Source organism: Pseudomonas sp. NFACC32-1 (genome assembly GCF_900101215.1).
GTDB lineage: Bacteria > Pseudomonadota > Gammaproteobacteria > Pseudomonadales > Pseudomonadaceae > Aquipseudomonas.
The window spans coordinates 1-19,656 of the sequence record NZ_FMUL01000006.1 but is presented as its reverse complement, the minus strand read 5'-3'; the positions used below and the strand labels follow the sequence as shown (position 1 = coordinate 19,656).

The following is a 19,656-nucleotide window of genomic DNA, read 5'->3' as shown; positions in this document are numbered from 1 at the left end:
CCCGTCTCTACCGGATCGCTACATAGCCACTTCCACTTGGCCTGGGGCCATCACTTGCGCCTTGATGACGCGTTGGGAGTTGAGGTTTTTCACTCGGATCTGCTCACGCATGCCGCCGTTGGACAGCGCCTCGCCCGGCATTCTTACGGCCAGGGTGCCGCTACGGGCGGTGATGACGACCTGATCGCCCTTGCGAACCACTTCGGCCTGTTCCAGGTGCACGAGGGTTACCACCTGATCGGCTACCATTGGTCGGACAAGTTTCTGACCGATGGCTTCGTCGACGGAGGTCAGGAAGCCTTGGGTGATCTGGCTGACGTCGCGTTCACGCAGCGTCACGTCCTGTGGCTCGACGATGCCGGCCCGCTTGAGTGGGCGGGTCGTGGTGACGATCTCGCGGTACAGGCGCACCTGGGCTGGCACGAACACCGTCCACGGCGCGGCGCTGTCGCAACGAACCTTTACCGTGACCCGCCCCAGGGGCCTGGCCGGGCTCTCCAGCGAGGCAGTCAATTCCTTGTCGCACATTGGCATGCGCAGGCGGGGATCGAGCTGGTTGACTTCGATTTCATAACGACCTTCGGTTTGACTGGAGGCCAGGTAGTCTTCTACGGTGAATTCAAGAAAGCCCTGAGTGACGCCGATAAGGAGATCAGGCAAGGTAACCGGAGCATCGGCGAGGGCACGGCCGCCCGAGGCGAACAGGCAGACAGCCAGCAGCGCACCTAGCCAGTGGCGGCAATGAGTGGTCAAGCGTCGAGAAAATGTCGTTTGTGCGTTCATGCCGGTTGAATAGCAAGCCCCGTGCCGTTTAGTGATGAATGCGCGTCGGACACATTAGCGTTAGGTAGGAGTCAGGGCATGGCGGGAGTGATGGATTCGGTAAACCAGCGCACGCAGCTGGTCGGTCAGAATCGCCTGGAGCTGTTGTTGTTCCGTCTCGATGGCCAACAGTTGTATGGGATTAACGTGTTCAAGGTCCGTGAGGTGCTGCAATGCCCCAAGCTGACGTTGATGCCAAAATCCAGTCCCGTCGTGTGCGGTGTGGCGAATATCCGGGGAGCGACCATCCCGATTCTCGATCTGGCGATGGCCACTGGTGCCGGTGCGCTGCTGGATCAGAGCAATCCGTTTGTGATCATCACCGAGTACAACACCAAGACCCAGGGTTTCCTGGTGCGCTCGGTGGAACGCATCGTCAACATGAACTGGGAGGAGATCCATCCGCCGCCCAAGGGCACGGGCCGTGATCACTACCTGACGGCGGTGACCCGGGTCGACAACCAGTTGGTGGAAATCATCGACGTGGAGAAAATCCTCGCCGAAGTGGCCCCGACGCCGGAGACCATCTCCGTGGGCGTGGTGGATGCCGAAACCCAGCACAAGGCCATCTCGATGCGCGTGCTGACCGTCGACGACTCATCGGTGGCGCGCAAGCAGGTGACCCGTTGCCTGCAGACCGTCGGTGTCGAGGTCGTGGCATTGAACGACGGCCGGCAAGCGCTGGACTACCTGCGCAGCCTGGTCGACGATGGCAAGAAGCCGGAAGAAGAGTTCCTGATGATGATTTCCGACATCGAAATGCCAGAGATGGACGGCTACACGCTGACGTCGGAAATCCGCAGCGATCCGCGCATGCAGAAACTGCACATCATCCTGCATACGTCGTTGTCCGGGGTGTTCAACCAGGCGATGGTCAAGAAAGTCGGCGCCGACGATTTTCTCGCCAAGTTCCGGCCCGATGACCTGGCTTCCAGGGTGGTCGACCGGATCAAGGCCGCGGAATAAAGGTCGGGCGCGTCTTGCGCCCGGCAAATCAACACAATGAAAGAGGCGGTATCTTGTCTACGGGTAATTTGGATTTCGAACAGTTCCGGGTCTTCCTGGAAAAAGCCTGTGGCATCTTGCTTGGTGAAAACAAGCAATACCTGGTGTCGAGCCGTCTCAACAAATTGATGGAGCAACAGGGCCTCAAGTCGTTGGGTGAGCTGGTGCAACGTATCCAGACCCAACCGCGCAGCGGTTTGCGCGAGATGGTGGTGGACGCCATGACCACCAACGAAACCCTGTGGTTTCGCGATACCTATCCCTTCGAGGTGTTGAAGAGCAAGGTCTTGCCGGCGGCCATCAAGGCCAGCCCGGGCCAACGCCTGCGGATCTGGTCGGCGGCCTGTTCGTCGGGCCAGGAGCCGTATTCGATCTCGATGTCCATCGACGAATTCGAGCGGACCAACATCGGCCAGTTGAAGGGCGGCGTGCAAATCGTCGCCACCGATCTGTCCGGGACCATGCTCAACAACTGCAAGACCGGCGAATACGACAGCCTGGCCATCGGCCGCGGCCTGTCGCCGGATCGCCTGCAACGCTATTTCGACACGAAGGGGCCGGGCCGCTGGGTGGTCAAGGCGCCGATCAAGAATCGGGTGGAGTTCCGCTCGTTCAACCTGCTGGACAGCTATGCCAGCCTCGGCAAGTTCGACGTGGTCTTCTGCCGCAACGTGCTGATCTATTTCTCCGCCGAGGTGAAGAAAGACATCCTGCTGCGTATCCACGGTACCCTCAAGCCCGGCGGCTACCTGTTCCTCGGCGCTTCCGAAGCGTTGAATGGCTTGCCGGATCATTACCAGATGGTCCAGTGCAGCCCGGGTATCATCTACCAGGCGAAATGATTGGCTTGGGTTGTCAAAAAAACGGGAGTCCCTAGGGGCTCCCGTTTTTTTTTGCCGGCCAGCCGGCGCCATCCCCCTATGGGAGCGAGCTCGCCCCCACATCTTGACTCGCGTCGCCTGATGAAAGCGGCAGAAAAGCGGCAGAAAAGCGGAAGCCGATTGCCGCTTTTCTGGCATTGCCGCTTTGCCGCTGCCCGCAAAGCCCCGGTTTATGGGCTTTTGGAAAGTGGCACGACGCTTGCTATATCCATTCGTACGTACATTCTGGTCACCCAAAGGTTTCCGACATGAGCATCAGCTTCGATAAAGCGCTCGGTATCCATGAAAAGGCCCTGAGCTTCCGCGCCCAGCGTGCCGAAGTCCTGGCCAACAACATTGCCAACGCCGACACCCCGAACTACAAGGCGCGTGACCTGGACTTCTCCAAGGTGCTCGCCGAGCAGAACGAAAAGGCCAAGAACGGCCACTTCGCCTTGAACATGACCAACAGCCGTCATATCGAAGCCGAAGGCTTGAGCAGCGGCGACGAGTCGCTGATGTATCGCACGCCGATGCAGCCTTCGATCGACCAGAACACCGTGGATGCTCAACTGGAACAGTCCAACTACGCGGAGAACTCCGTGAATTTCCAGGCCAGCTTCACCTTGCTCAACAGTAAGTTCAAAGGGCTGGTATCGGCCCTGCGCGGAGAGTAATCCATGTCGATCGCCAGCGTATTCAACATTGCCGGCAGTGCCATGAGTGCCCAGACCACTCGCCTGAACACCGTCGCCAGTAACATCGCCAACGCCGAGACCGTCTCGTCGAGCATCGACCAGACCTACCGTGCCCGTCACCCGGTGTTCGCCACCATGTTCCAGGGCGGCCAGTCCGGCGGCAGCGACTCGCTGTTCCAGGACCAGGACGCAGCGGGCCAGGGCGTACAGGTACTTGGCGTAGTCGAAGACCAGAGCAACCTCGAAGCACGTTATGAGCCAAACCATCCGGCCGCGGACGCCAAGGGTTATGTCTACTACCCGAACGTCAACGTCGTCGAAGAAATGGCCGACATGATTTCCGCCAGTCGTTCGTTCCAGACCAACGCCGAAATGATGAACACCGCCAAAACCATGATGCAGAAGGTCCTGACCCTCGGTCAGTGATAAGGGGCGAGTCACATGAGCGTCACCAACACTACCAGCGGTTTGAGCCTCAACGAGATTCTGGCCAACTCCTCGGTCAAGACCAACAACACCTCCGATGGTCTCGGCGGCGCGACCCAGGCAGCGACCGGCAACAAGGAGCTGGGCAAGGATGCGTTCCTGCAGTTGCTCGTTACCCAGCTGAAGAACCAGAACCCGCTGGAGCCCCAGGACAACGGTGAGTTCGTTGCCCAATTGGCGCAGTTCAGCAGCCTGGAAGGTATCACCACGCTCAACGAAACCGTGAGCGGTATCGCCGGCAACTACAACTCGTCCCAGGCGCTGCAGGCTTCGTCCCTGGTGGGGCGTTCGGTGATCGCGCCCGGTGACAAGGCTGTGGTCGACACCTCCAAGAGCCTCAACGGCACGGTGGTGGTACCGGCGGCAGTGTCCTCCCTCACCGTCAAGATCATGGACAAGGACGGCAAGACTGTCCGCACCATCGACCTGGGCAGCCAGAAGGCCGGCAACTCGGCGTTCATCTGGGATGGCAAGAACGACGCAGGCACGACGGTCGAGTCGGGCACGTACACCTTTGCGGCCTCGACCACCATCGACGGCAAGGCCACGTCGCTGATCACCAACCTGCCGGCCACGGTCAGCAGCGTGACCATCAGCCAGACGGGCGGTGAGCTGATGCTCAACCTGGCCGGGCTGGGCAGCATTGCCCTGTCCAAAGTACAAACTATTGGTATGTAGAGCCGACTAACCGGCAAAAGGAGTCAACATGTCTTTCAACATCGGCCTTAGCGGTCTCTATGCAGCCAACAAACAGCTGGACGTGACCGGCAACAACATCGCCAACGTCGCGACCACCGGTTTCAAATCGTCCCGCGCGGAATTCGAAGACGTCTACTCGGCCACCAAGCTGGGTTCGGGCACCAAGACCGTCGGCAACGGCGTGCGTCTGGCCAACGTCTCCCAGCAGTTCGGCCAGGGTGATGTGAACAACACCGGCAACGTGCTGGACATGGGTATCCAGGGCCAGGGCTTCTTTGTCCTGAGCAACGACGGTTCCCTGAGCTACACCCGTGCCGGTACCTTCAAGACCGACAAGGAAGGCTACATCACCAACAGCGATGGCACTGCACGCCTGCAAGGCTATGGCGTGGACGCCAACGGCAAGATCCTCAACGGTATTCTGACCGACCTGCGCATCGACACCTCGAACCTGCCGCCGCAGGCCACCAGCCTGGTTTCGTCGACGATCAACCTGAATTCGACGGCCACGCCGATTGACCAGACCAACCCGGCCTTGGAGTTCGATCCGACCGATACGGCCACGTTTACGAAACAGTTCACTACACCGGTCTACGACACTCAGGGTAACCAGCACTCCATGGATCAGTACATGGTCAAAACGGGTGCCAATACCTGGGACGTCTATACCCTGATCGATGGTCGTAACCTGAATGGCAGTGCGCCGGTCGCTCCCAACGCTCCGGTTCCTTCGACGATGACCTTCGATTCGAGTGGCAAGCTGGTCCAGGTCAGCACTCCGCCCGCGACCATCAACAGCGATCTGGTACTCACAGGCTGGGTGCCCGGTACCGTAACCAACGGTGTGTGGACCGCGAACGGCGCCGGTTCGTCGACTATTACGGTCTCCATGGCCAACACCACCCAGTTCAACGCCGACACCGCACGGTCGATCCCGACCCAGAACGGCTATGCCACCGGCCAGATCACCAACCTGACCATCGACGGCAGCGGTGTATTGCTGGCCAACTTCAGCAACAACCAGACCAAGCCCATCGGCCAGATCTCCCTTGCCAGCTTCACCAACGAGCAAGGCCTGCAGCCAGTAGGCGGTACCAGCTGGAAGGAAACCTTCGCTTCGGGCATCCCAGGCTACGATGCTCCGCAAACCGGCACCCTGGGTTCGATCGTCTCCAACTCCCTGGAAGAGTCCAACGTCAACCTGACCAACGAACTGGTCGAGCTGATCAAGGCGCAAAGCAACTACCAGGCGAACGCCAAGACCATCTCCACCCAGAGCACCATCATGCAGACCATCATTCAGATGACTTGATGACGCTGGTGGCTTGAAGGCTGCACAAGAAGCCCCTCGCAAGAGGGGCTTTTTCATACCGCCAGAGCTTGTCCTCATGCCAGGTTCCCTTTGTGGCGAGGGGATTTATCCCCGCTGGGCTGCGCAGCAGCCCCCTCCACGAGCAGTCAATTCAATCTGCCTGACCCACCGGGTCGCCGGTATTCAGGGCCGCTCCGCGCCCCAGCGGGGATAAATCCCCTCGCCACAATGAGTGTCACCCTGAACCTGGATGCAGGTTGGCCCGCAGCTGTCGCGAACGAGTACTGTCGTTTTCCAGGCAAAAGAAAACCCCCGATAAACCGGCGGTCTATCGGGGGCTTCTTTCAGCTGGCGCTTTTACGCGCCCGCTGGCTCAGCTTATTGGCAAGCTTCGCAATCCGGCTCGTCGATGGCGCAGGCCTTTGGCACTGGCGCAGGTCCTGCCGGAGCAGCCAGGACCGAATCGTCACCGTGGTTGCCGCCAGCGGAAACCGCGTTCAGCTTACCGGTGTTGATGGTGGACTTCTCGGTGCTGGTGGCGGCCAGGGCACGGAGGTAGTAGGTGGTCTTCAGACCACGGTACCAGGCCATGCGGTAGGTCACGTCCAGCTTCTTGCCCGAAGCGCCGGCGATGTACAGGTTCAGCGATTGAGCCTGGTCGATCCACTTCTGGCGACGGCTGGCGGCGTCGACGATCCAACGGGCCTCCACTTCGAACGCGGTGGCATAGAGCTCCTTGAGCTCCTGCGGGATGCGCTCGATCTGTTGTACCGAACCGTCGTAGTACTTCAGGTCGTTGATCATCACCGAATCCCACAGGCCGCGGGCCTTGAGGTCGCGGACCAGGTACGGGTTGATCACGGTGAACTCGCCCGACAGGTTCGATTTCACATAGAGGTTCTGGTAGGTCGGTTCGATCGACTGCGACACGCCGGTAATGTTGGCGATGGTGGCGGTCGGTGCGATGGCCATGATGTTGGAGTTGCGGATGCCTTTCTGTACGCGGGCACGAACCGGGGCCCAGTCCAGGCTTTCGGTCAGGTCGACGTCAATGTATTTCTCGCCACGGGACTCGATCAGGATCTGTTGCGAATCCAGCGGCAGGATGCCCTTGGACCACAGCGAGCCCTGGAACGTCTCGTAGGCACCGCGCTCGTCGGCCAGGTCGCAGGAAGCCTGGATCGCGTAGTAGCTGACCGCTTCCATGGACTTGTCGGCGAACTCGACGGCAGCGTCCGAACCATACGGGATGTGCTGCAGGTACAGCGCGTCCTGGAAGCCCATGATTCCCAGGCCCACTGGACGGTGTTTGAAGTTGGAGTTCTTCGCCTGTGGCACCGAGTAGTAGTTGATGTCGATCACGTTGTCGAGCATGCGCACGGCGGTGTTCACGGTGCGCTGCAGCTTGGCGGTGTCCAGCTTGCCGTCGACGATGTGGTTCGGCAGGTTGATCGAGCCCAGGTTGCAGACCGCGATCTCGTCCTTGTTGGTGTTCAGGGTGATCTCGGTGCACAGGTTCGAACTGTGGACCACGCCCACGTGCTGCTGCGGGCTGCGCAGGTTGCACGGGTCCTTGAAGGTCAGCCATGGGTGGCCGGTCTCGAACAGCATCGACAGCATCTTGCGCCACAGGTCCTTGGCCTGGACGACCTTGAACAACTTGATCTTGTTGTACTCGGTCAGGGCTTCGTAGTACTCGTAGCGCTCTTCGAAGGCCTTGCCGGTCAGGTCGTGCAGGTCCGGCACTTCGGATGGCGAGAACAGGGTCCACTTGCCGTCGTCGAAGACACGCTTCATGAACAGGTCGGGGATCCAGTTGGCGGTGTTCATGTCGTGGGTACGACGACGGTCGTCACCGGTGTTCTTGCGCAGCTCGATGAACTCTTCGATGTCCATGTGCCAGGTTTCCAGGTAGGCACAGACCGCGCCCTTGCGCTTGCCGCCCTGGTTGACCGCCACGGCGGTGTCGTTGACCACCTTGAGGAACGGCACGACGCCCTGGGACTTGCCGTTGGTGCCCTTGATGTACGAGCCCAATGCGCGAACCGGGGTCCAGTCGTTGCCCAGGCCGCCGGCGAATTTGGACAGCATGGCGTTGTCGTGGATCGCACCGTAGATGCCCGACAGGTCGTCCGGCACGGTGGTCAGGTAGCAGCTCGACAGCTGTGGCCGCAGGGTACCGGCGTTGAACAGGGTCGGGGTCGAGGCCATGTAGTCGAAGGACGACAGCAGGTTGTAGAACTCGATGGCACGGTCTTCGCGCTGCTTCTCTTCGATCGCCAGGCCCATGGCCACGCGCATGAAGAAGATCTGCGGCAGTTCGAAACGCACGCCGTCCTTGTGGATGAAGTAACGGTCGTACAGGGTCTGCAGGCCCAGGTAGGTGAACTGCTGGTCGCGCTCGTGATCGATCGCCTTGCCGAGTTTTTCCAGGTCGAAGGAAGCCAGGACCGGGTTCAGCAGTTCGTATTCGATACCCTTGGCGATGTAGGCCGGCAACGCCTTGGCGTACAGGTCGACCATTTCATGGTGGGTCGCGCTCTCGGCGACTTCCAGGAAGCTCAGGCCTTCGGCGCGCAGGGTGTCCATCAGCAGGCGGGCGGTGACGAAGGAGTAGTTCGGCTCGCGCTCCACCAGGGTCCGCGCGGTCATCACCAGGGCGGTGTTGACGTCCTTGAGGGCGACGCCGTCATAGAGGTTCTTCAGGGTTTCGCGCTGGATCAGTTCGCCGTCGACTTCTTCCAGGCCTTCGCAGGCTTCGGTGACGATGGTGTTCAGGCGACCCATGTCCAGAGGCGCCAGGGTGCCGTCGGCGCGGGCGATGCGGATCGATGGGTGGGCCTGGACCGGTGCGTCGGCTGGCGCGCGGGTGGCACGCTCCTTGGCACGGGAGTCACGGTAGATCACGTAGTCGCGGGCCACTTTCTGCTCGCCGGCACGCATCAGGGCCAGTTCGACCTGGTCCTGGATCTCTTCGATGTGGATGGTGCCGCCCGAGGGCATGCGACGCTTGAAGGTCGCGGTGACCTGTTCGGTCAGGCGGGCCACGGTGTCGTGGATTCGCGACGAGGCGGCAGCGGTACCGCCCTCAACTGCGAGAAACGCTTTGGTGATGGCGACGGTGATCTTGTCATCGGTGTAAGGAACGACAGTGCCGTTACGCTTGATCACACGCAGTTGGCCGGGCGCGGTGGCAGACAGATCCGGGCTCGAATCGGCGGCCAGCGGCGCGGTGCCCTGCGGGTTCTCGCGAGTTGTGTCGGTGTGCATGGGTGTCTCCACGTTCTCTATGTTTGTTTGGGCTCCCTCGCGGGGCCCACCGTTCCGTCCTGAAGCACTACAACCGACTGGCGTCGGGCATAACCACTTCGGGACAGTAGGAGGCTGGGCCGGGAGGCCGCCTCCATCCGAAGTTCCGGGTTGCGAGCCTGGGCTCGTGACCGAACTGAAGGGGCGCAGCTAAGTACTGCAACACCCGTACCGTTCCGGTCGTTTTCTCAACCTTTGAAGCCATTGCCCTTCGCGCGGCGCGGATGGGTCTTGGGGATGCGATGTTTCAGCTGGACAGAGGCACGAAAAGCGCTTGAATTCTCTGTCCGACTTGTGTTTGGTTTTTGGCCTGAACCCCTACATGTAGGGTTTTTTTCGTGGCGGGCTACAAGATAATGCGTTTTGGGGGATGAATCAACGTACTACCTGTGGATAAGCCTGTGCGTAATTTGTGTGCGAAACGTGGAGCTGCTCTGTAGGCCGCGAGCTTGCTGGAGCGAGCGCTTTTTCAACAATTTCGAGCACTGAAAAACTGTTCGAAAATTTTGCGGGCGCGGACCATACCACAGCCATTCCATCCGGCCGAACGCATTTGTCCGCTTGTTTTCTAGCGGGACGCCGTTTATACAATCGGGCCATGTATCGGTGCGATTGTCCTCGTCCAGGATGACAATAAAGAGAGGACGGCCCCGACGATCCATAAGTGGACATACATGCCCTGTGGCAAGCGTTGTCGCCACGCAAGCGTGCACATCCCTTCCTATTCGCTGCAAGACGAGGCCCCAGTGGAACAAGAAGCCTGGCAGGTATTGATTGTCGAGGACGACCAGCGTCTCGCCGAGCTGACCCGTGACTACCTGGAGAGCAATGGGCTGCGGGTCGCCATCGAGGGCGACGGCGCGGTGGCGGCTCGGCGGATCATCGCCGAGCAACCGGACCTTGTGATCCTCGACCTGATGCTGCCGGGCGAAGATGGCTTGAGCATCTGTCGCAAGGTGCGCGAGCAGTACGACGGGCCGATCCTGATGCTCACCGCCCGTACCGACGACACCGATCAGATCCAGGGGCTGGACCTGGGGGCGGACGACTATGTCTGCAAGCCGGTGCGCCCGCGGGTGTTGCTGGCACGCATCCAGGCGCTGTTGCGGCGCAGCGAGCCCGTGGAGCCGAACCCGCAGAAATCGCGGCGCCTGCAGTTCGGTCCGCTGGTGGTGGACAGTGCCTTGCGCGAGGCCTGGTTGCAGGGCAGCGGTATCGAACTGACCAGCGCCGAATTCGATCTGCTGTGGCTGCTGGTGTCCAATGCCGGGCGCATCCTGTCCCGGGAAGAAATCTTCACCGCCTTGCGCGGTATCGGCTATGACGGCCAGGACCGCTCCATTGATGTGCGAATCTCGCGGATCCGCCCCAAGATCGGTGACGATCCGGAGCATCCCCGGCTGATCAAGACCATCCGCAGCAAAGGCTACCTGTTCGTTCCCGAAGCCTGCGTAGACCCGGCGCCGTGAACTCGATTTTCCTGCGCATCTATGGCGGCATGTGCGCGGCGCTGGTGCTGGTGGCGGTGCTCGGGGTGCTGGCCCTGCACCTGCTCAACCAGACCCGCGCCGAACAATATCGCGAGCGCCTGGCCCACGGCACGTTTTCCCTGATGGCCGACAATCTGCGGCCGATGAACGATACCGAACGCCATCGCGCCCTGATGCTGTGGGGGCGCCTGCTGGGCATTCCCCTGGCACTGCGGACCTTCGCCGAGACCGACCTCGACCTTGGCCAGCGCACCCGTGTGTTGCGTGGACAGGTGCTGGTGGAACAGACCGGGCCCCATGCGGCTAAGGTCTATCGGCTGGTCAGTGATGGTGAGCAACTGATGCTGATGGGCGAGGTCCGCCAGATCAGCGAGCAACTGGCCCGGGCCACCATTTATCTGCTGGCCGACGAACTGGTGCGCTACCCCGTGGCCGAGCAGCCCGAACGGCTTGCCCAGCTCAAGCAGGACAAGGGGTTCGGTTTCGATCTTCGACTGATGAGCGTCGACCAGGTGGACATGGACGAAGACCAGCGTCGTCGTGTCACCGAAGGCGATACGGTGATGGCCCTGGGCAAGGACGGCGATTCGATCCGGGTATTCGCCGGCATGGTCGGCACGCCCTGGGTGCTGGAGATCGGTCCGCTGTACCAGATGAACCCATATCCACCGCAATGGCTGGTCTTGATCGCGGCGTTGGGGTTGAGCCTGATCGGGTTGATTGTCTATCTGCTGGTGCGCCAATTGGAGCGACGCCTGCGGGGCCTGGAGTCGGCCGCCACCCAGATCGCCCAAGGCAGCCTGGAAACCCGAGTGCCGGCCCGGGGCGCCGACTCGGTGGGGCGACTGGCCGCGGCGTTCAACGGCATGGCCGAGCACCTGCAACAGTTGTTGGCAATCCAGCGCGAGCTGGTGCGAGCGGTGTCCCATGAACTGCGTACCCCGGTGGCGCGCCTGCGCTTCGGCCTGGAAATGCTCGGCAGTGCCACCACCGCCCAGGCCCGGGAAAAATACCTGGCGGGCATGGACCACGACATCGAGGACCTGGACCGGTTGGTGGACGAGATGTTGACCTATGCGCGACTGGAGCAGGGTTCGCCGGCACTGAATTTCCAGCGCGTGGACCTCGATGCCCTGGTCAATCAGGTGATCGAGGAACTGGGCCCGCTCAGGCCGGGTGTCACGGTGGAGCGGGGACTCTGCCTCTCTGCCGCCGATTGCGATGGCGCCTGGGTCGAGGCCGAGCCGCGGTTCCTGCACCGCGCCTTGCAGAACCTGGTGAGCAATGCCATGCGCCATGCCCGGTCACGGGTGACGGTGAGTTACCAGGTGGGGCAGTTGCGCTGTCGGGTGGATGTCGAGGACGACGGTCCCGGCGTGCCTGAGGCGGCATGGGAGCGAGTGTTCAAGCCGTTCCTGCGTTTGGACGACAGTCGTGCCCGTGCTTCGGGTGGCCATGGGCTGGGGCTGTCGATCGTGCGGCGGATCATCCATTGGCATGACGGCCGGGCGCTGATCGGCAAGAGCAAGAGCCTGGGTGGCGCCTGTTTCAGCCTGAGCTGGCCGAGGCATCAGGACCGGTCTTGAAGGGTGTAGCTGAGGTGGGCCGCTGTCGTGGACACTGCGCAAGGCTCAGGCCCTGATGCCCACCAGGCTCAACAACTGCGAATCCTTCACCCCAAACTGTGCCTGCAGCTCGCTGCCATGACGCCACTGCTCCGACAGGTCGGTCAGTAACCGTAGTCGCACCTGCCCATCCTGTGTCCACTCCAGCACCTCGGCATGCTCGAAATAAAAGCGCTTCCCGACGATCGGATACAGCGCCTTGAACAGGCTTTCCTTGACCGAAAAGGTCAGGGTCACCAGCAATGCGCGGTCATCCTGCGAGGTGGTGGCCAGGCGCAGCAGCTCGGGCGGCGTGAGGATTTCGCCGGCCAGGCGTTCGGCGCGCTCGGGGTCGAGGAGGTTTTCCAGGTCCATGCCCAGGCCCTGCCAGTGTTCCTTGCGAGCGACGATGGCCGCCGCCCGGCCGGTGCTGTGGGTGATCGAGCCGCTGACATGGGCCGGCCACACAGGGGCGCGGTCTTCGCCGATGGCCGGCACGCAAGGCTGGCCATCCAGGCGGTGCAGGGCTGCCCGGGCGCAGATTCGCCCGGCAAGGAATTCGGCCTGGCGCTTGGGCACGGAGCGCTGGATGCTCGCGGGTGGCTCGATGGCGCTGCTGCGGAAATCGTCACTAGCCAGCAGCAACGGGTCGAAGCAGGTGCTCAGCAAGAAGGTGTCGGGCAGGATGTCGGGCAGCAGCCACCGGTCATCCAGAGGCGAGCAGCAGGCGGGCAGGGCGGGGAGTCGGTTCATGCCGGGCATTTTGCCGGGTTGGCCGCACGCTGGGTAGTAGGAACAGGGCAGTGTCCTGAGCGGGCAGGGCTTTTGTGGCGAGGGGGAAATCCCCCTCGCCACAAAGTGTGTATGTCAGCCAAAGATTTTCTTGAAGAACGACTGCATGTCCGCCCAGGACTTTTCATCGGCCTCCTTGTTGTAGCCGATATCCGGACCGCCGTGCTCGCCGTGGCTCAGACGGTCGGCGTCCGGGTTGCTGAAGCCATGCTTGGCGCCTTTGAGGCTGACGAATTGGTAGTCGGCACCGGCCTTGTCCATTTCGGTCTTGAACGCGGCGACGTTGTCTTCGGTGACCATGCTGTCCAGGGCGCCGTGCTCCACCAGGACCTTGGCCTTGACGCTGCCGGGCGTGGCCGGGGTGTTGGTCACCAGCGCGCCGTGGAAACTCACCACACCGGCCAGTGGCACGCCTTGGCGCGCCGCATCCAGTACCACCTTGCCGCCAAAGCAGTAGCCGATGGCGGCGAGTTTATCCGGATCGGTCTGGGGTTGTTTCTTCAACAGGTCCAGACCGGCCTGGAAGCGCGCACTGGCCGCCTTGCCGTCCTTGAGCGCCGCCTGCATGAAGGCCATGGCATCCTTGGGATGCTCGGTATTCTTGCCGTCGCCATACATGTCGATGGCCAGGGCGCTGTAGCCCAGGCCCGCCAGGTCACGGGCACGGCGCTTGGCGTAATCGTTCAGCCCCCACCATTCGTGCACCACCACCACTCCCGGGCGCGGCCCCTTGATGGCGTCGTCGTAGGCGTAATAGCCGATCAGCTTCGTGCCGTCGGCACTGGTGTAGGGAATCTCCTGGGTCTGGATGGCGGCGTGGCTCGCCCCGCTGAAAGCCAGAAGTAAGACAGCAAGTAACCTGCGCATGACGGATCTCCATGAAAGGTGGGTTTGCACGACAGTGAGACTGGACACTCTAGCCGATTCGTTCAGCACTGGTTCAGAGAACGTTCAAGGGGTGTTCAGGGACCGTTGGTTAACGTGGCTTCGACTTCACCACACACCACGTTCCAGAGGAACCTGAACATGATCCGGATGAAAAAACTGCTGCTGGCTTTTACCGTCCTGGGCGCCAGCGCCATGGTCCATGCCGACGATAACTTCGCCAGCCTGACCCTCGGCCAGACCAGCGACAAGGTCAAGAAGTCCAGTGCCCTGGACCAGGCCCTGAACAATCCGAACGCCGACGGCGTGATCGGCAAGGACACCACCTATGGCCTGCGCCTGGGCAAGCAGAACGACCAGGGTCGCTACTACGCCACCTATGACAATGTCTCGGGCACCCACAACGGCATCAAATTGCGCCAGGAAAACCTGCTGGGCAGCTACGATGTGTTCTATCCGGTCACCGGCAGTACCAAACTGTTCGGTGGCGGCACGGCGGGCCTGACCAAGCTGACCCAGGATTCTCCCGGTTTCAGCCGCGACAGCGACATCGGCTACGCAGTAGGCTTGCAGGCGGGCGTCTTGCAGCAGGTTTCGAAGAACGCTTCGGTGGAACTGGGTTACCGTTACCTGCGCAGCAACGCCAGCACCGAGATGAGCCCGCACGGTGGCGACAAGGTGGGGTCGCTGGACCTGACCAGCAGCGCCCAGACCTACCTGTCGGCCAACTACACGTTCTAAGCGGGCGAGGATCGTGCGCCGCCGGATCGAGCGAAGACGATCCGGCGCCTCGTCGAGGTGTGTCGCGCTGGATTGTTTGATTCTGCCTGGGGAAAGGCTCCATGAAATTACTGGTCGTCGAAGACGAAGCGTTATTGCGTCACCACCTGCATACCCGCCTGACCGACAGCGGCCATGTGGTGCAGGCCGTGGTCAATGCCGAAGAGGCGCTGTACCAGGTCCGTGAATTCAATCATGACCTGGCGGTGATCGACCTGGGTCTGCCGGGCATCAGCGGCCTGGAGCTGATCCGCCGGTTGCGCGCCCAGGACAAGACATTCCCTGTCCTGATCCTCACGGCTCGCGGTAACTGGCAGGACAAGGTCGAGGGCCTGGCCGCCGGGGCGGATGACTACGTGGTCAAGCCGTTCCAGTTCGAGGAGCTGGAGGCTCGCTTGAACGCCCTGTTGCGTCGTTCCAGCGGCTTTACCCAGTCGACCATCACCGCCGGTCCGCTGTTGCTCGACCTCAATCGCAAGCAGGCGTCCCTGGGGGATGAGCCGCTGGCATTGACCGCCTATGAGTACCGCATCCTGGAATACCTGATGCGCCATCACCAGCAGGTGGTGGCCAAGGATCGCCTGATGGAGCAGCTTTATCCCGATGATGGCGAACGCGATCCCAATGTCATCGAGGTGCTGGTGGGGCGGCTGCGCCGCAAGCTGGAGGCGCCCGCCGGCTTCAAGCCAATCGACACGGTGCGTGGCCTGGGCTACCTGTTCAACGAGCGCTGCCAGTGATTCGTTCGCTTCGACTGCGCTTGATGCTGGCCGCCATGACCCTGGCGGTGCTGTTCATGCTGGCGCTGCTGCCGGCCATGCAAGGCGCGTTCAGCCTGGCCTTGCAGGAGTCCATCGAGCAACGCCTGGCCTCGGACGTGACCACGCTGATTTCCGCCGCCCGAGTGGAAAACAATCGATTGAAGATGCCGGAACAACTGCCGGACGAACGCTTCAACCTCGCCGACGCCCGCCTGCTGGGCTACATCTACGACCGCGACGGGCGGCTGGTCTGGCGGTCGAAGGCCACCCGCGAGGAAAACATCAACTACGCGCCACGCTACGACGGCCAGGGCAACCAGTTCGCGCGTATCCGCGAAAACGACGGCCAGGAGTTCTTCGTCTATGACGTCGAGATCAAGCTGCTCGGTGGCCAGAACGCGGCGTTCAGCATCGTTACCCTGCAACCGGTTCGTGATTACGAGGTGACCCTGCAGGGGCTGCGGGACAACCTCTACCTGGGCTTCGGTGCCGCGCTGCTGGTGCTGCTGGCACTGTTGTGGATCGGCCTGACCTGGGGCCTGCGGGCGCTGCGACGCCTGAGCCAGGAACTGGATGAAATCGAAAGCGGGGCGCGGGAAAGCCTCAGTACCGAACACCCTCGGGAACTGCTGCGCCTGACGGGCTCCCTCAATCGCCTGTTGCACAGCGAACGGGAGCAGCGCAGCCGTTACCGTGACTCCCTCGACGACCTGGCCCACAGCCTCAAGACCCCCCTGGCGGTGTTGCAGGGCGTCAGCGAAGACATGGCCCGGCGCCCGGAAGACCGTGGCCAGGCCTGGGTGCTGCAGACCCAGATCGAGCGCATGAGCCAGCAGATCGGTTACCAGTTGCAGCGCGCCAGCTTGCGCAAGAGCGGGCTGGTACGCCACCAGGTGCGCCTGCGCCCGGTGTTGCAAAGCCTGTGCGACACCCTGGACAAGGTCTACCGCGACAAGCGGGTCAATGTCGCGTTCGACCTGCCGGAACAGTGCCACGTGCCGATCGAGCAGGGAGCCTTGCTGGAGATGCTTGGCAACCTTCTGGAGAACGCTTATCGGCTATGCCTGGAGCAAGTGCGTGTCAGCGTGCACCCGGTCCTCGGCGGCATGGAGCTGTGTGTCGAGGACGACGGACCGGGTGTGCCGCCGGATCAACGTGCACGGATTCTCCAGCGTGGCGAGCGACTGGACCGCCAGCATCCGGGGCAGGGGATCGGTCTGGCGGTGGTCAAGGACATCATCGAAAGCTACAACGCGCGCCTGACCCTGGGGGATTCGGAACTGGGCGGGGCGGCGTTCCGGATTCATTTCCCGTTGGTTTGACTGGGGCTGGGCGTGGTTGCTGCCGCCGCCCATCTGTCCTGCTCAATTGTCCTGTTCCCGATAGGCCCCCGGCGTCACCCCCGTCCACTTCTTGAAAGCCCGGTGAAACGCCGACGGTTCGGAAAAACCCAACTGCTCGGCGATCTGCTGCAACGACAGGTCCGCGCGGCCCAGATGGTAGATGGCGATATCCCGCCGCAGGTGGTCCTTGAGCTCCTGGAAGCTGGTGCCTTCCTCGCGCAAGTGCCGACGCAGTGTCTGGGGGCTGATGTGCAGATGAGCGGCTACGGTGTCCAGGTCCGGCCAGCGAGCGGTGTCGCGGCTGAGCAGGCGACGCAGTTGGCTGCTCAGGCTGTGTCCGTCGTCGGGGCGCGACAGCAGGTCGGCAGGGGAACGTTCGAGAAAGCGCTTGAGAGTCCGTTCATCCTGGAGCAGCGGCATGTCCAGGTAGCGGCTGTGGAACGACAGGCTGCTGTGAGGTGCGTCGAACACCACAGGACAAGGGAACAGCAAATCGTACTCGGCCCCATGGGCAGGTCTGGGGTAGCCGAAGGTGGCCTGTTCCAGGCCGATCCGCTGGCCGATCAGCCAACTGCCAAGGCGGTGCCAGACCACCAGCAGGCTCTCGGTGAGGAAGTGGTCCGGGTCCCAAAGGGTCGAGTCGTCCAGCACCAGGCGCACCCGTTCACCTTCCGCCAGCAAGGTCAGGCCCGGCGCATCCGGGAACAGGCTGTAGAACAGCAGGCCGCGCTGCAGGGCGCTGCCCAGGTTGCGGCAGTGGATCAACGCATGACACATCATGGCGAAGGTCCCGGGCTTGCTGCGAGCCTTGCCGAAACCCAGGTATTCATCGCCCATCGCCAGCCACAGCGCCTGCAGCAGGCGAGCGAACTGCTCTGGCGCGAGGCGCGCCCGCGGCTCGTCCAGAAGCTCGGGACTGATACCCAGTTGTTGCAGCAGGGGGAAATAGTCGAACCCTTGTCGGCGCGCGCCCCCCAGGGCGGCGCGGGCGAAATGGCTGGCGATCGTGCGTTGGCGCATGGCATCCATCCGTTTGTCAGGCGCTCGATGGTAGCAGGGCGATCCGGCTCGACAAGGCGGATATCCGCCAAATCCCGGAACGTCAGCTGGCCCGTGGGCGGAAATCCGCCACCTTAAACGGCGTCGTTTGGTTTTCGAATATTCATGAAACCCGTCTGCCATGCTGGCTGTAGGGCATTTCGCAAAAATGGCACGCGCCTTGCGATGCATTGGGTAGGTCTGCAGCGTGCAGCCGACAAAACAAATCCCTCCAGTGCAGGAGGGTTCGCAAAGTTGAGGTTTCGTGGGCGACAGGTGGATGTTGTCACGCGGGACGCTTGAGGAAAGTTTGCCATGACGACTCGTCAGCCCTTGTACAAATCCCTGTATTTCCAGGTGATCGTAGCCATTGCCATCGGTATTTTGCTCGGCCACTTCTACCCGCAGACCGGTGTAGCCCTCAAGCCGTTCGGTGACGGGTTCATCAAACTGATCAAAATGGTCATCGCCCCGATCATCTTCTGTACCGTTGTCAGCGGCATCGGCGGCATGCAGAACATGAAGTCGGTCGGCAAGACCGGCGGTTATGCGCTGCTGTACTTTGAAATCGTCTCCACCATCGCCTTGCTGATCGGCCTGGTCGTGGTCAACGTCGTGCAACCGGGCAACGGCATGCACATCGACGTGTCGACCCTGGACACCAGCAAGATCGCCGGTTTCATCAGCGCTGGTAAAGACCAGAGCATCGTTGCCTTCATCCTCAACGTGATCCCGAACACCATCGTCGGTGCGTTCGCCAACGGCGACATCCTGCAAGTGCTGATGTTCTCGGTGCTCTTCGGTTTCGCCCTGCATCGCCTGGGTGCCTATGGCAAGCCGGTGCTGGACTTCATCGATCGTTTCGCCCACGTGATGTTCATCATCATCAACATGATCATGAAACTGGCTCCCATCGGTGCCTTCGGTGCCATGGCGTTCACCATCGGTGCCTACGGTGTCGGCTCGCTGGTGCAACTGGGCCAGCTGATGATCTGCTTCTACATCACTTGCGTCGTGTTCGTCCTGGTGGTGCTGGGCGCCATCTGCCGCGCCCACGGTTTCAGTGTCATCAAGCTGATTCGCTACATCCGTGAAGAGCTGTTGATCGTACTGGGTACTTCCTCCTCGGAATCGGCCCTGCCACGCATGCTGATCAAGATGGAGCGCCTGGGCGCCAAGAAATCTGTCGTAGGCCTGGTGATCCCGACTGGCTACTCCTTCAACCTCGACGGTACCTCGATCTACCTGACCATGGCGGCAGTGTTCATCGCCCAGGCCACCGACACCCCGATGGACCTGACCCACCAGATCACCCTGCTGCTGGTGTTGCTGTTGTCGTCCAAGGGGGCGGCTGGCGTGACCGGTAGCGGCTTCATCGTACTGGCGGCCACCCTGTCGGCCGTGGGTCACCTGCCGGTGGCCGGCCTGGCGCTGATCCTGGGTATCGACCGCTTCATGTCCGAAGCCCGCGCCCTGACCAACCTGGTGGGCAATGCCGTTGCCACCGTCGTGGTTGCCAAGTGGGTGAAGGAACTGGACGAAGACCAGCTGCAGACCGAACTGGCTTCCGGTGGTCGTGGCATCTCCGAAGTACGTGAAGATGACGAGCAGATCGCGGCGGCGCAGATTGCAGCGGCCGAGTCCTCTGCTCCAGGCGCTGTGAAGTAAGCTTCAACTGCAATAAAATGTATGGTCAGCCCTTCTCCTGCAACCTCATGGGCTGTTTTCGGTAAAGCTGGCTTGCGCTAATGTATCCGGGCTCGTTGTGAGCG

Annotated in this window: 17 protein-coding genes; 12 read left to right on the top strand and 5 right to left on the bottom strand. The window is 61.7% G+C overall.

Annotated elements, in window-relative coordinates; genetic code table 11:
* Positions 1-18 precede the first annotated feature (18 nt).
* Positions 19-783, bottom strand: coding sequence for a flagellar basal body P-ring formation chaperone FlgA (gene flgA, locus BLP99_RS11550; RefSeq protein WP_072394850.1), 765 nt, complete (start codon positions 781-783; stop codon positions 19-21).
* Between the two features lie 78 nt (positions 784-861).
* Between flgA and BLP99_RS11545 the strand changes: the two genes are divergently transcribed.
* The 6 genes from BLP99_RS11545 to flgE all read left to right on the top strand — a co-directional run bounded on the left by BLP99_RS11545 (position 862) and on the right by flgE (position 5,882).
* Positions 862-1,788, top strand: coding sequence for a chemotaxis protein CheV (locus tag BLP99_RS11545; protein ID WP_072394848.1), 927 nt, complete (start codon positions 862-864; stop codon positions 1,786-1,788).
* A 53-nt stretch (positions 1,789-1,841) separates the two neighbouring features.
* A complete protein-coding gene (cheR, locus tag BLP99_RS11540; RefSeq protein ID WP_072394846.1) occupies positions 1,842-2,669 on the top strand; it encodes a protein-glutamate O-methyltransferase CheR in 828 nt (275 codons plus the stop codon).
* Between the two features lie 287 nt (positions 2,670-2,956).
* Positions 2,957-3,364: a flagellar basal body rod protein FlgB gene (flgB, locus tag BLP99_RS11535; protein ID WP_072394844.1), complete on the top strand. Its 408-nt coding sequence runs from the start codon at positions 2,957-2,959 to the stop codon at positions 3,362-3,364.
* Between the two features lie 3 nt (positions 3,365-3,367).
* Positions 3,368-3,811, top strand: coding sequence for a flagellar basal body rod protein FlgC (gene flgC, locus BLP99_RS11530; RefSeq protein WP_053124368.1), 444 nt, complete (start codon positions 3,368-3,370; stop codon positions 3,809-3,811).
* Between the two features lie 15 nt (positions 3,812-3,826).
* Complete coding sequence (gene flgD, locus BLP99_RS11525; RefSeq protein ID WP_072394842.1) at positions 3,827-4,549, top strand: flagellar hook assembly protein FlgD; 723 nt, start codon at positions 3,827-3,829, stop codon at positions 4,547-4,549.
* Between the two features lie 28 nt (positions 4,550-4,577).
* The gene (gene flgE, locus BLP99_RS11520; protein ID WP_072394840.1) at positions 4,578-5,882 is read left to right on the top strand and encodes a flagellar hook protein FlgE; all 1,305 of its coding nucleotides are present in this window, start codon (positions 4,578-4,580) and stop codon (positions 5,880-5,882) included.
* A gap of 378 nt (positions 5,883-6,260) precedes the next feature.
* On the opposite strand, the gene BLP99_RS11515 is transcribed toward flgE, so the two are convergent.
* The gene (locus tag BLP99_RS11515) at positions 6,261-9,152 is read right to left on the bottom strand and encodes a ribonucleoside-diphosphate reductase subunit alpha (protein ID WP_072394838.1); all 2,892 of its coding nucleotides are present in this window, start codon (positions 9,150-9,152) and stop codon (positions 6,261-6,263) included.
* 785 nt (positions 9,153-9,937) lie between these two features.
* Here BLP99_RS11515 and BLP99_RS11510 point away from each other — a divergent pair.
* Together BLP99_RS11510 and BLP99_RS11505 are read left to right on the top strand one after the other, a co-directional pair.
* On the top strand, positions 9,938-10,660 hold the full coding sequence (locus BLP99_RS11510; protein ID WP_072394836.1) for a response regulator: 723 nt from the start codon (positions 9,938-9,940) through the stop codon (positions 10,658-10,660).
* Positions 10,657-12,267, top strand: a complete 1,611-nt coding sequence (locus BLP99_RS11505) for an ATP-binding protein (protein WP_072394834.1) — start codon at positions 10,657-10,659, stop codon at positions 12,265-12,267. The genes BLP99_RS11510 and BLP99_RS11505 overlap by 4 nt, the downstream gene beginning before the upstream one ends.
* A gap of 45 nt (positions 12,268-12,312) precedes the next feature.
* On the opposite strand, the gene BLP99_RS11500 is transcribed toward BLP99_RS11505, so the two are convergent.
* Positions 12,313-13,038, bottom strand: coding sequence for a 4'-phosphopantetheinyl transferase family protein (locus BLP99_RS11500; protein WP_092180359.1), 726 nt, complete (start codon positions 13,036-13,038; stop codon positions 12,313-12,315).
* Positions 13,039-13,152: 114 nt separating this feature from the next.
* Complete coding sequence (locus tag BLP99_RS11495; protein ID WP_072394830.1) at positions 13,153-13,944, bottom strand: dienelactone hydrolase family protein; 792 nt, start codon at positions 13,942-13,944, stop codon at positions 13,153-13,155.
* A 159-nt stretch (positions 13,945-14,103) separates the two neighbouring features.
* Between BLP99_RS11495 and BLP99_RS11490 the strand changes: the two genes are divergently transcribed.
* The 3 genes from BLP99_RS11490 to BLP99_RS11480 all read left to right on the top strand — a co-directional run bounded on the left by BLP99_RS11490 (position 14,104) and on the right by BLP99_RS11480 (position 16,825).
* Complete coding sequence (locus BLP99_RS11490) at positions 14,104-14,703, top strand: hypothetical protein (RefSeq protein WP_092180357.1); 600 nt, start codon at positions 14,104-14,106, stop codon at positions 14,701-14,703.
* 101 nt (positions 14,704-14,804) lie between these two features.
* Positions 14,805-15,482: a response regulator gene (locus BLP99_RS11485; RefSeq protein ID WP_072394828.1), complete on the top strand. Its 678-nt coding sequence runs from the start codon at positions 14,805-14,807 to the stop codon at positions 15,480-15,482.
* A complete protein-coding gene (locus tag BLP99_RS11480) occupies positions 15,479-16,825 on the top strand; it encodes an ATP-binding protein (RefSeq protein ID WP_092180355.1) in 1,347 nt (448 codons plus the stop codon). The genes BLP99_RS11485 and BLP99_RS11480 overlap by 4 nt, the downstream gene beginning before the upstream one ends.
* 42 nt (positions 16,826-16,867) lie before the next feature.
* Here the strand turns inward: BLP99_RS11480 and BLP99_RS11475 are convergent, their stop codons facing one another.
* Positions 16,868-17,866 (bottom strand): AraC family transcriptional regulator, encoded by a 999-nt coding sequence (locus BLP99_RS11475; protein WP_072395410.1) that lies wholly within the window; start codon positions 17,864-17,866, stop codon positions 16,868-16,870.
* 333 nt (positions 17,867-18,199) lie between these two features.
* On the opposite strand from BLP99_RS11475, the gene BLP99_RS11470 reads away from it, so the two are divergent.
* Positions 18,200-19,552 carry a dicarboxylate/amino acid:cation symporter gene (locus BLP99_RS11470; protein WP_072394824.1) on the top strand — a complete coding sequence of 451 codons (1,353 nt, stop codon included), beginning with the start codon at positions 18,200-18,202 and terminating at the stop codon, positions 19,550-19,552.
* Positions 19,553-19,656 lie beyond the last annotated feature (104 nt).